We start from the raw sequence: 13053 nt of genomic DNA, 5'->3' as shown, positions 1-13053 counted from the left end.
TTGCTATTTCTAACTGAGTTCGTTCGAATACGGGGCTCGTAACTAATTACCTAAACTGATGGTATAGTCATACTTTCCGCCGCAGACTGCTGTTTCTTCCATGCCGTGTATTCTGATTTTCGCTGTTACTCCGTCAGGAATTTCTATATGAAAAGAACAATCATTATCATTATACTTCCATTCTACTCTTATCATGCCTTTAGGTGAATCAAAATATCCCTTCGCAAAGGATAATTGTTTACTGGGAAAAGGTTCGATAATTACTGCATCATGTGCGTAATTTATTCCCAAAACTCCTGATATCAGCCACCCGGAAATTGCTCCGTAGGAATAATGATTTAGCGAATCGTGAACGGTGCCATCTTCTCTTATGCCATCCCAGGTCTCCCAGATGGTCGTTGCACCTTTTTCAACGGAATAAAGCCAGGATGGATATGTGCGCTGTAAAAGAAGCTTATATGCAGTATCCACGTATCCATGCTTTGCCAAAACTTCGCAGAGGAAAGGCGTGGAAAGAAAACCGGTGTTTAAATGATATCCATTATCAATTACCAGCCTGTTTAAATCCTCCGCTGCATTTTTCTCTTCGTCCTCTCCAAGAAGTCCAAAAGCCAGGGGTCTTACATATTCACACTGTCTCTCTGAGTGAATATGACCATCCTTTAAAACAAGATACCTGTACGCATCTCTTGCCTTATCAGACAAATCCCTGTAATAGCCTGCGTCATTTGTCTTACCGAGGGTACATGCAATCTCTGATAACAATCTTGATGAATATGAAAAATATGCTGTTGCCACTTCCGGCTGGCCATCTCTAAATGCCGCTGCCAGGGTCTTCATAACATCCGTTCCGGGCTCGCACCATTCACCGTAATCCATGCCTGTATCTATGATGAATTTTCTGTAGGGATTTTTGCCAAAACGGTTCTTTAGCTTGCTTTTGCCGGCTCTTTTCTCAAGAAAGCCTACCCATGCCTTCATCATTTCGTAGTTTTCTGAAAGGATAGATACATCTCCCGATTTCTTATATAAAAAGTAAGGAACAATGACCGAAGCATCGCCCCAGCCCACCGATGCGGAGAACATTTCTGCAATTCTCCCGGGCACACCATTTCTTGGACTGATATATGCCATCTTGCCGTCAGAATGCTGGTTAAACCTGACACTGGAAAGCCAGTTGCGATAAACACCCTCGCAGTCCATAAGATAGGATCCGGTCTTTACAAAAACTCCGGCATCACCGGTCCAGCCGGCTCTTTCCCTGGTGGGACAGTCCGTTGGAATATCGCAGAAGTTGGATTTCATGCTCCATTTGCTGTTTTTAAAAAGCTTGTTTACAGCTTCATCTGAGCACTCAAAGTCCGCTGTTTCTCTCATATCAGAGTAAACAGCGATGCTTCGAATGCTTATGTTTTGGAGAGGAATATCCGTTACGATTTTTGCATAACGAAATCCAAATATTGAAAAATGAGGCTTAAACTCGTTTCTACCATCCTTGCAGATATAGTTAATTTCCTGCTTGATTCCGCCTGCTTTATTTCGGTCTCCCGGCTGAAAATTCGCTATGGTAAAATTTCCGTTTTCATCCAGCGTTTCGCCATGGATTAGAGTAATAGTCTGGCCGGCCACAGCATTCTCAATCATAATTTCCGTGTATCCTGCCAGGTTCTGTGAAAAGTCATAAACGTCCTCACCGGCAGATGTTTTTATGAGTTTTCCTTCAAAAATCTCATGCTCCAGAATGTAGGGAGCGTCCTGCGGAACCAGATTTTCCATATCAAAATCCAAGGTCCTCACAGGGCTCCATTCCTGTATATCCTCAAGTCTTGCATCATAGTTTTCGCCAAGCTCTAAGTCTGTAAGAAGTATGGGCCCCTGCCCTGAGCCTTCCCAGGATTCATCTGTTACAAAGAGCTCTTTTCCTACTCCGTCTATAGCCTCGCAGATAAAAGAAATATCCTCTCCAAAGAAATTCCTGGTTCCGTCAATTCCTATGCAGCCTCTGTACCAGCCATCACCTAAGGTAACGAAAATCTCATTTTCACCTTCTTTTAAAAGGTCTGCAATGTCGTATTGCTGGTACATAAGTCTGTCGTTATACTCTGTACATCCCGGTGTGAGCCTGGCATTCGTAACAGCTTTTCCGTTAACTGATATTTCATAAAGGCCGTGGGCCGTGGCAAAAAGCAATGCATTTTCCGGAACGGATTCAAGTATCAGGATTTTCCTTAAATATCCTGCGCCTTTCCTTACATCAGGCTCTGTCTTCTTCTCCGGCGTTATCCATTTTGCATTTTTAAAAATCTTTTCTGTCATAAAAATCCTTTTAAATTTTCAATATCAGGCACACTCTTTTGCTGCCTTCTTTTTCTCAGAAATCCTGTGCTGTACCTTAACCATTTCTTCCTTTGTGAGGTCGCATTTTCTCATGGCAACGATGGTACAGATCCAGCCGATCATGGCAAGGCCGTACTGCAAAAACATTGTCATCCAAAAAATTGATCTTGTCAGCGGGTCTCCCGGCTGAGGTAGAGTCTGTGTGTAACCCACAAGAGCAACTGCGCCTGTTGCGATAACTACTGAAAAAGCAGAAACAATCTTATCAATTAAGTTGTAGGTTCCTGTCATTACAGCAGGGATAAATTTACCGGTTCTGTCCAGCTCATAATCAATAAGGTCTGATACAAATGCCGAATTTGCTGTGGTTACGCACATCTTTGCTCCGTTAAGAATAAGTGTTAAAGCAACGTAAATTATCATCATGGGTCCAAAGGTTGCGATGTGATGAGGATCAATTACTCCAAAGAAAGCTATAAGTCCCGCAGAAATTCCCATGCATGCCCAGGTCCAGGTTGTAATGGATTCTTTATTTCCGTGATTTCCTGCATATCGAGCGCCAAATACGGCAAATAAAATTGCAGGCAAAATAGCTATCATATTAAGTATTGTTGACAGTCCCATATTTCCGATTACGATTCCTGCAAGTAGTGTTCCCACAATTGACTGACTTGCAACCTGCTGCGCAATTTTATCTGATGCTGCAGCAACTATATAGCACTGAAAAGGTTTATTTTCCTTAACTGCACTGACCATATCCTTAATACTGAGCTTTTCTTCTTTGTTTGCTGTAATGTTTTTAAAGTTTTCAGGTTTATCGTATTCAGACACACCGATACATACAAGCACCACTCCAAGTGCTGATACTGCAAGAGTTAGAATGCATGCAGCTGAGAGATAGGCCTGGTTGTAGGTTCCGCCGAATTTCGGAAGAAGTATTACATTGAGGGCAATACTAAGTGTAATAGGAACAAGATAATTAAATACTGTCTGCCATACACCGATAGTAGGTCTTTGCTTGGGATCATTGGTAAGTAAATTCGGTACCGTAAGCGCTGTCATGTTAGTCATGGTATAGCCGATTACATAAAGTATGTAAAATCCCACAAAGGTTGCAAGGCCGTGACCCTTACTGGAAAAGCCGCTGAACATGCAGAAAAGTGCGATAGCCTCAATAATCCAGCCTGCGACGATAAGTATCCTGATTTTTCCCCATCTGGTATTAACTCTGTCGTAGACAAATGCCAGTAGAGGATCTGTTATAGCATCTAAAATTCTGGTAAATGTTAGGATTCCGCCAACCGCTACAGTTGCGATTCCATAGCCCACATTGGCTGAATAGCTGGCGAGGCCGATCAGTGAATATAGGCTCATACCCACAAGTCCGTTGCAGGCAAAAAGAATTATCTGCCAGGTTTTGGCCTTGTGATATACATTATTTTTATCTGAATTATTTACATTTAAGTTTTCCATGTTACCCTCCGTTTATCTAAATTACCCCCGTTATTATTTTGCTTTTTTAATCTGAGAAAGTGCTTTTTCAAGAGCCTTAACCTCAGGAGAATCTGCATCAAATCCGCCTTGTTTAAGCAGCTTATTAATCGGCTGTCTTGCGATTATTGCCTGCATTGCTTTAGGAATTTTCACTCCTTCTCCCATACCACCTGCTGTTCTGGAATTCATGGCAGCCATCATATTATCAAGTATCGCCTTCCCTTCAGGGACAGCATTTACTTCTGCCATGGTACTGGAAAGTGAGAGATATTCGCTGTCATTCGACACTTCCTCATCCTTTTCGTCAAACCAGTTTCTAACCTTGTCTGCCGAAATAAAATATGAGGGATTTGGCTCTGAAACCTTTACTATTTCCATCTCATCACTCTGTTCCTCTGCCACAGCTTTGATTCTATGTACTGCAGAAATCGGAACCATGAATTTAAATATATGTTTTCCTTCTTTGGTCTCCACTTCTCTGTCATCCACGTAAAGAGTCACCTTATTCAGATTGGAATACACTTTAATCTCTGTGTTTTCTTCTATCCGATCGTGATACCTTCTTCCGCACAGATGAACGAAAGGCTCATCTGACCACCATGCTTTGTAGATGTAATAGGCATCCTTCTTTGTTTTCCTGTCAAAAGTGATAAGTCCTTTATGATTTTTCCCGGGATCCCCTGCATCCTCTCTGCCGGCTGCTGCAAATTCAAACATGTTCCAGCAATAGGTTCCCCAGATATAGGGTCTTGTGCTGAACATTTCAAGCATGTGCTCGTGATAAATTGCCTGATAGCTTTCAGTAAAATCGCCCTTTTCAGGCTTTGGCGACTGCAGCGATATAACTGAATCCGCACCGTATTCCGTAAGGCCGATAACTGTATTTGGATGTTCCTTGTGGAAATCATCAAACCACTTATCATTATCCTCCATATCGCCCACATACCAGCCGTAATACAGGTTATAGCCTCTGATATCAGGAAGCTCCACAAGGGGTGAATCCGTCTCAAGCATGAAAAGATTTGCCATTGCGGATACTCTGCCGGGATCCATCTCGTGAACCAGATTGTTGAGAATCCTGTGATTTTCCATAAGATCCTCGGTAACGCCCTGAAGTGTTATCTCATTGGAAAGAGCCCAGCACATGATGGATGCATGGTTATAATTCTGAGTTATGAGCTCCTTCATCTGTGAAATGGTGTTTTCACGGCCACCATCCATGTGCACTGTGATATATGGAATCTCTGCCCAGGCAACGATTCCCTTCTCGTCACAAAGATCATAGAAGTACTGATCGTGCTGATAATGGGCAAGTCTTATAGAATTGGCACCCATGGACAGGATCAGCTCCATATCTTCATCATGCATCTCTTTTGTAAGAGCATTTCCAACCCCGGCTCTGTCCTGATGTCTTGAAACACCATGAAGCGGATAGCTTTCTCCATTTAAGAAAAATCCCTTTTCAGGATTAAAGGAAAACTCTCTGACTCCAAATCTGTCATAGAGTCTGTCCACCTGCTCAGATTCCTTGAACATCGTTGCTGTGATCTTATATAAATAGGGATCTTCCAATCCGTTCCAGAGATGAGCATTCTCTATTTTCAAACTACCCTTAGCCACTTTTTTGCCGTTTTCTTCCGAGATCTCAATTTCTTTTTCACCGATGCCGTCGATTGATATCAGAATTCTGTCCGGATTGCCAGTAATGTAGGTTTTTACATCTATTACTGCATTTTTTCCATCTATTGAAGGTGTAACATACAGTCCGTTTCCTCCAAAATAATCAAGGTCAAAGTGCTCGTTATCTACTATTATCAGATATACATCTCTGTAAATTCCGCCATAGAATGTGAAGTCAGCTCTCTGAGGATATACCCTATCATTTGGCTCATTGGATACACTCACTTCTATCTCATTTTCATCAGACAAAAAATCAGTAATATCGCATCTAAAGGTGGAATATCCTCCGTCATGAGAGCAGATGTCACTTCCGTTTATTGCAACCTTACAGGAAGAATTAACGCCTCTGAACTCCAGATAGCACCTCTGATTTTCTTCCATGACAGGTTTACCAAATGACTTCTTATAAAAACAGGTGCCTCTATAATATTGCTGCGGTCCTGTTTGACCATCCTCGGCATTCCAGGTGTGAGGAATCACCACCTGCTCTTTGTTATTCTCTTTGATAAAAGTCCAATTGTCGTTCCATAAAAAAGTGCTACGCATTTAACTTTTCTCCAATTCAAATGATAATTATGTGTTTGCAAAATAATGATAGCACTTTGCCTTTCGCATCATTAGAATATTCCTGTTCAAAATAGTATTAATATGTTCGTTATTTACTCCGTATCAGAATTTTTGTGCTATAATTTATTTTAAATATAGTATTATTTGATTTTTATAATAGATTTTTACTATAATATGCAAGATATTTGAATCAAAGAGGTTATTATGAATACTGAATTATTCCTGAGACTTATCAGAAATATTGCGAACGTTCCGGTTTTGGAAATAACAGACTACGACAAGGATCTTCGCAGCTTTGAAGAAAAATACTGCTTTAACAATTCACTGCAGCCCATGTTTACCCGTGAAGCGCTGTCACTTTTGATGAACTCAGCAGATCCTTCCACCATCTATGAAATCGTTGACCAGCTTGGTGTTTGCACCTGCTTTTTTGTCTTTGGTGACAGGATGATACTGGTTGGCCCATACGTACAAAGCGAGTATTCAGAGTCAAAAACTGAACAGATCTTAATAAAAAATAATGTTCCATCCTCCAGCACCATAGCTTTAAGACTGTACTACACCTCTTTTCAGATAATCTATTCAAGTCAGCTACAGGCGCTAATTACATCCATAATGCAGTCCTTCGAGCCCGGTATCCTTGCCTATAACTACAGAAAATTGTCGGGTTTCATTCAGGAATCCTCCGAGGTTTCCCATGGAACTGCGATTGAAAACACAAATTTCAGCAATATTTACAGACGCTACGACAATGAAAGGCGCTTTTTGTCCATGATAAAAAACGGAGATGTAGAAAACGTAAAACAGGCGTATTCTACCATGGCCAACATCAAGGGCAATGAGGAGCTTATGAAGGACAATCCTTCCTACTCAAAACCCGAAATCTCTTTTGCTATAATCAGAGTTCTTGCCAGAAAAGCCGCTGAGGATTCCGGACTTTCTGTTATAACCATAAATGCTATAACCCAAAAATATGTGCAGCTTCTGGACTCCGTAAAGGAGGCAATAATGCAGCATAGTTACATTGAAAGCATGATAGTGGAGCTTACATCTGCCGTGCATGAGTACAAGCTCTCCATGGGTGGCTATTCTGCGTCAATTCAGAAAGTCATTGAATATATAGATTTTCATCTCAGTGAAGAAATTCTTATAGACGAACTATCCCGCACAGCAAACGTCTCTGCCTCTCATCTATCTAAGGTATTCAAAAAGGAAACAGGCAAGACCATAACTGAATATATAGCCGGCAAAAGATGTGAAAAAGCCGCCGGTTTCCTTCGTGATACAGATAATGAAATTCAGGAAATCAGCAGCTATGTGGGTTACTCAGATAATAATTATTTTGTAAAGGTCTTTAAAAAAGTGTATGGTATGACTCCATCAGGTTACAGGAAAAGAAACAGGGCTGCCACACTTACAAAGGGAACCGTTACTGTATCATAACCATTTTTAGTAAACAGTTCTGTAATTGCAGCCAAAGGAGCCGCTATAATAACTGCCGGAAGGCAGTTTTCAATGGGAATATTTCCGACTATCATAAGGCTTGCCAGTCCAAAAGCAAAAGCTACGACCGACATTGCAGCGGTTCCTTCCCAGCTCTTTTTATGATCAACGTGCTTAAATCGAAGCACTTTGTGTTTGCCAAATCTTTTACCTATAAGAGCTGCTGCAGCGTCTCCAAAGCCCCACATAAGTATCGACGCAACAGCAAATTCTTTATGTCCCAAAAGTCCCCAGCTAACAGCAATAATGACCGCTATTGTCAGAAAAAGCTGAAATAAGCTGGATTTTAATTCACCCTCTCTTCTCTGTGAAACCATCTGCGTAAAACGCTTATCTTTTTCTGCATGCAACAATCCGGGATACATAAGAACGATTATCATTATCGGAACAAGTGATGCCGCGATCCAGTTTTTTGCTGTATATATCATAACTATCACAGACGAAAAGGCTATAAAGTGAAGTAGTTTTCTGAATAACTCTTTGGGCAACGGGACAACCTTATTGACAATAAATACGGCTCCCGCCAGGGAAAACATATAAATCAGGAAATACTTAAGTCCAACAAACATATCTACAATAATTTCGTGCATTTTCAATTCTCCTCCATATATTATCTTGCATCACACTGCGCGAGCATTTATCTCTTTATTATCTGAGTTCAAAAAGGTTAATTTCTTTTCTGTCGTATCCTTTTTCAGTTCCTTCTTTACTGATTTCCAGTTGATGATCAGGAATACTACCGCTATTGCACTGGAGGCAAAATCCGCCACTACATAAGCATAAATAATTCCGTAAAAGCCGAAGAAATACTCCAAAATAAACAGTAACGGGATGAGCAGTACTCCTTTTTGCAGGGTAGACATAACTGTTGCTGACATGGCCTTTCCTGTGGACTGAAGGAAATTGGTCGCAAGAAAGAAAAAGCCAAGGAATGGCGAGCTTATCATCAAAAGTACGACTATGGATTCCGCCATGGCTGCCACAGATGCATCCTTCAGGAAAAGCCCAATTGCTGTCTGCCTGAACATAATTACCAGAGCCGTTGTTACCGTGCCTACTGTCACGCACATGATCAGAATTCTTTTCATGACGCCTGATAGCTTCTTAAGATTTCTTGCACCGTAGTTGTAGGAAATAAGCGGCTGAGCTCCCATACAGATTCCCATAAGAATCATTACGATTATCATGTTCACACGACCCGCCGCTGCGTTTGCTGCAATGGAATCAGACCCATAGCCTGACAGGAGTCTGTTTGAAAAAGTGCCGGCAAAGCCAGAAAGGAACGTACTTACAGCATTTGGAATTCCAAGCGCCATCACCGAGAAAACCAGCTGCGGTCTGATAAGGGCATTTGAAAGCTTCATATTAAGTACAACCGCTTTCCTCTTCATGTAATACAGGCTGATCATTGTAGCTATGAAATTTCCGATAACCGTTGCTATTGCTGCCCCGGTCACGCCCATTTTCAAAGTCAGGATAAAAACGGGATCAAGCACTATATTTATAAATGTTCCTGACAAATTTGCGATAAGGCCATATTTTACCGCTCCTTCTGCTCTCATTAGCTGCCCAAGCATATTGCTTAGAAGCAGAAACGGTGCACCAACAGCCAGAATTATCATGTAGGTTCTTGCATATTCGTAGGTATCTGCAGTAGTTCCAAGAAGCCCAAGAAGCGGCTTGTGTGCCGCAATTATGAGTATCGCTGAAGCTATTCCAAGAATAATCGCTCCCCACATGCAGACCGCTGAAACCTGCTTTGCATGTTCCTCATCTTTTGCTCCGAGATCCCTGGAAATCAGAACCGTACCTCCCGATGACAAAAGCATGGCCACCGCCATTATGAGGTTAAACACAGGGCCAACGATTGAAACTGCAGCCACCTGGGCTGTTTCTCCGGTTTGTCCCACAAATACCATGTCCGCAATGTTATAAATGAGGATCACCAGTATGGTTAAAAGCGCCGGCATTACCATTCCAAGGATCGACCACCACAGGTTGTCACTTTCATAAATCTTATTTCTCTTATCTTTCATATACTCATCTCCGTCCTAATGCAATTTGCAACAAATAGCTAATGCCATTCTGCAAATATTTGACACTTGTAAATTATTCAACAATTGTTTATTATTTTTATGTTGATTATAGAAAGCCGCATAAACGCTGGCAACCATCAATATTTTCAAAACTGTTAGTTAATAAACACATTGGAGGAAAGTGTCGATTATGTCAGAGAAAATTAAGAATTATTCACTGAAAAGCAATACTGATACAAAGAAAAAAGAAGACGGCAGAATACGTTATACAAAAATGCGCATTCGCACAGCCTTCTATGAATTATTGCGGGAAATCGGATATGAAAAAATCTCAGTCACAGCTATCTGCAGCCGTGCAGAGATAAACAGAGCGACTTTCTATAAGCATTATCTGGATGTTCCGGATCTGGTAGACAAGCTCCAAGAAGCTGTAATAGATGAAATCACAGCAAAATTGGAAGCTGCAAGCTATGAGAATATCGATGAATTCGTAACCAATACCCTGAAATATATGAGGGAAAGCATGAAAGATGATCTTAGTCTGATGTCCTTTATGTCCCAAAACGGCTCAGAATTTTCAAAAAAATTAGTGCTTCTGTTTTATGATCATTTTTCAGAAGCACTAAGTGTTTATGCTGACTCCGCCCCTGACCTTAACAAAGAAGTGCTTTTTGCATATATCTCTGCAGGCAGCGCCGGAGTAATAGATTATTGGAATAAATCAGGCTTTGCAGAATCTGAGGAACAAATCGCAGCAAAGATTTTAAAGCTCGCTAAAATGACGCTTAGTGGCATTCAATAAAACTTAGGACCACTCTTTGCTATTGGTGTGCCTTTTGTGCACCTTATCAGCCGACCTTAATCTTAAATGTCTCGGTGGTCTTTTTGATACCATCCTTAGCGCCAACTGTTACCTTGAACTTATAAACGCCTTTGGATGTACCCTTCTTAAACTTTACAGTAACCTTTCTTCCCTTAACACTGACCGTTGCGACCTTCCTGTTCTTTTTGGAGGAAACGTCCTTAACAGTAATTTTTCCCTTTGAATTATCTACTTTAATTGTTACAGTCTGGGCCTTTTTCTTCAGCTTCTTATGGGATACTTTATTACTACTGCAGCTAATCTGGGCAAGATCTTTTGCCTTAGCATTTTCAGCATTTACATTACTGCCGGAACTCTTACCCGAACCGGAACTGCTACCAGCGCCGGTACTTTCACCGCTGCTTCCTGAACCACCCTGACCGGATTCACTGCTTGTGACGCCATAAGAAGCGCCTATCTTACTTGCTTTATAATAATTGATTCCTGTTTCATCTACATAAAAAATATCTGTAAAGCTGCGCCTTGTGCCGCATAAATACCAGTAGGTTGTGAATCTGACAGCAAATACATACTTAGCACTGGGGTCCAGATTATATATTCTGGTATTTGAGTATGGATAGTTGACCGCAAGCGCATTGTAATCAGTATTTTTTAGCATTTTCTCAGCTGCCTTGTAGCTTGCCTTTACAGCATTGGCATTCTTTAAGTCAGCCGGAAGCTTGGCATAGCCTATATCAGTTACTGAGTCGATTCCGGGTCTTGCGCAGTATTCACTAAGCACGGTCTGACCGCAATAATTCTTGATGGCATTTGTCCAATCAAGATGGGCCTCGGTACCCTGATGCTTAACAACACCGTCATACATATATGCGATAACCTTGTCCTTGGTCACATGACTTTGAATTTCATCATCAGTTTTTGCGCCTTCAGTACAGATGTGAGTGAGGAAAGGATAAATCTTTTCACTGAAACCGGACTTGTTCTCCCAGCCGCATTTCATTATAACTGTGTAACTGGTAGCAGGTTTTAGACCGGAAAAAGTAAAGCTTTTAGTGGATACATCAGCCTGAAACTGATGCGCATCTGCCTTTTTTGCTGCCTTTCTGACATTAGGTCCGTAATTATAGTTTGGACCATACTTTTGTCTGTCCGCATCCGCATCGTATTGCTCATCCTCAACTATGGCAAAACAGAGCTTTTTCTCATCTTTAGCAGCTTTAATCTTCCTATCTGACTGTTTCTGTTTAGACCAGTCTATGGTAATGGTATTTGCAGTAACCGTAGTTGCTAATGTAACGCCATAGGAGTCGTAGGTAGAAGAAAGATATCTTCCGGCAGCATCACTGTCTTTGCGGGAATCAAACTTAGTCTGCGGCTCAACACTGTTATAGATTGCAGAGTCATCCATGTCTTTTGTTTTTATATCTGATAACTGAACATATTTAAAGAATTTCTTGTAACTACCGGTATTTCCATTACTGGCACCAAGCCACACAGCTGCAACAAATGTATAGCTATGCTTTGGCTTAAGACCTCTCATGTTGTAAAAGGCCTGCTTATTACCTATCTTGTAATATTTCTTTCCTGCAATCTCCTTTGCCTTCTTAAGAGCTGCATCCGTGCCCTCTGCCTGATCTGCATATCCAACACTGACTGTATATGTACCGGGGGTGTAATTTTTCTCACGACATTCGCTTTCAATCTCTTTTAAAGCTTCGCCAAATTCAACAGTAGCCGTTGTTCCGGTGGAGCCTACAAACTTTGCAGTCTTGTTGGAACCGCTTGTTGTGGCAGCATCAAGCACTTGAAAATTATGTACAGTACTTCCTGTTGTCTTGGGGCTGGAATGAGATATTTTCCAATCCACCTCGATTGAATATTCGGTATCAGGCTTAAGCCCCTTTATTGTATACTGTCGCTTTTTGGTATCAACAGAAATATTATGTTTCATTTTATTTCTGTCACAGGGATTAGCCATATAGCCAACTTTGAAATAATCATACTTGTATTTCGTATTGCCGTCAGCCTTCTGATCTTCAAAGGCATCATCAGCAGCCATGCTCCAGTCTATAGTTATGGTAGTATCGGTAGCGTCTACAACATGCATTATATTATTGTATGCATTTACATGAATTGGATAAAAAAAGATGAGCGAACAGAAGATGGCTGTTACAGAAAGTAACAACCTGCGACAATTTTGATACATAATGATTTCCCCAACAAACCCTTTCACAAAAAATTATGGAAACTGTCCCCTCAGATATCAGTATTCTACTATATTTTGTGCAAAAGTGTCAAAGAAATTCTAACGAAGGATAGCGTAAATTGATATTCGGAAACAAAAGGGTGGAATACACCCGGAATCATTTAAGATCAGACTTTGTCTCCGTTATTATACAGCACTGAAGCCCCCGTTACCAGCCCCTAGCCGTTTGTTCCCTGCGGAACCTTGTGTTCCGCTTATATTCCTTGGTCTGCTTGTTGACTACTTTATCTGCCAGGAAATATCAGTCAACCCCAAAGCCGCTTTGCGGTGCGCCGTGCGCAGGGTTGACAGATATTTCCTGACAGATATTCTGTAGTCAAGCAGATCAAGGATATCTGTGCGCCTCA

Annotated in this window: 8 protein-coding genes; 2 read left to right on the top strand and 6 right to left on the bottom strand. The window is 41.3% G+C overall.

The window, feature by feature from the left end; all coding sequences use genetic code 11:
- Window positions 1-42: 42 nt before the first annotated feature.
- Genes G610_RS0112500 through G610_RS0112490 form a run of 3 tightly spaced genes read right to left on the bottom strand, consistent with a single transcriptional unit; the run spans window position 43 to window position 6057 of the window.
- Window positions 43-2316, bottom strand: coding sequence for a family 78 glycoside hydrolase catalytic domain (locus tag G610_RS0112500; RefSeq protein ID WP_035797518.1), 2274 nt, complete (start codon window positions 2314-2316; stop codon window positions 43-45).
- Window positions 2317-2340: 24 nt separating this feature from the next.
- Entirely contained in the window at window positions 2341-3810 is a 1470-nt protein-coding gene (locus tag G610_RS0112495) for an MFS transporter (protein WP_026525072.1), read from the bottom strand.
- A gap of 33 nt (window positions 3811-3843) precedes the next feature.
- Complete coding sequence (locus G610_RS0112490; RefSeq protein WP_026525071.1) at window positions 3844-6057, bottom strand: glycoside hydrolase family 2 protein; 2214 nt, start codon at window positions 6055-6057, stop codon at window positions 3844-3846.
- Between the two features lie 225 nt (window positions 6058-6282).
- Between G610_RS0112490 and G610_RS0112485 the strand changes: the two genes are divergently transcribed.
- Entirely contained in the window at window positions 6283-7521 is a 1239-nt protein-coding gene (locus tag G610_RS0112485) for an AraC family transcriptional regulator (protein ID WP_026525070.1), read from the top strand.
- On the opposite strand, the gene G610_RS20800 is transcribed toward G610_RS0112485, so the two are convergent.
- Window positions 7464-8171 carry a diacylglycerol/polyprenol kinase family protein gene (locus G610_RS20800; RefSeq protein WP_051197976.1) on the bottom strand — a complete coding sequence of 236 codons (708 nt, stop codon included), beginning with the start codon at window positions 8169-8171 and terminating at the stop codon, window positions 7464-7466. The genes G610_RS0112485 and G610_RS20800 overlap by 58 nt on opposite strands.
- Before the next feature lie 30 nt (window positions 8172-8201).
- Entirely contained in the window at window positions 8202-9617 is a 1416-nt protein-coding gene (locus G610_RS20795; RefSeq protein ID WP_051197975.1) for an MATE family efflux transporter, read from the bottom strand.
- A 190-nt stretch (window positions 9618-9807) separates the two neighbouring features.
- On the opposite strand from G610_RS20795, the gene G610_RS0112470 reads away from it, so the two are divergent.
- Window positions 9808-10419, top strand: a complete 612-nt coding sequence (locus G610_RS0112470; protein ID WP_026525069.1) for a TetR/AcrR family transcriptional regulator — start codon at window positions 9808-9810, stop codon at window positions 10417-10419.
- Between the two features lie 46 nt (window positions 10420-10465).
- Here the strand turns inward: G610_RS0112470 and G610_RS0112465 are convergent, their stop codons facing one another.
- Window positions 10466-12646, bottom strand: a complete 2181-nt coding sequence (locus G610_RS0112465) for a fibronectin type III domain-containing protein (protein WP_026525068.1) — start codon at window positions 12644-12646, stop codon at window positions 10466-10468.
- Between the last annotated feature and the right edge of the window lie 407 nt (window positions 12647-13053).

Source organism: Butyrivibrio sp. MB2005, from assembly GCF_000424285.1.
In the GTDB taxonomy this organism is placed as follows: domain Bacteria; phylum Bacillota; class Clostridia; order Lachnospirales; family Lachnospiraceae; genus Butyrivibrio.
This window is presented reverse-complemented; position numbering and strand designations above follow the sequence as displayed.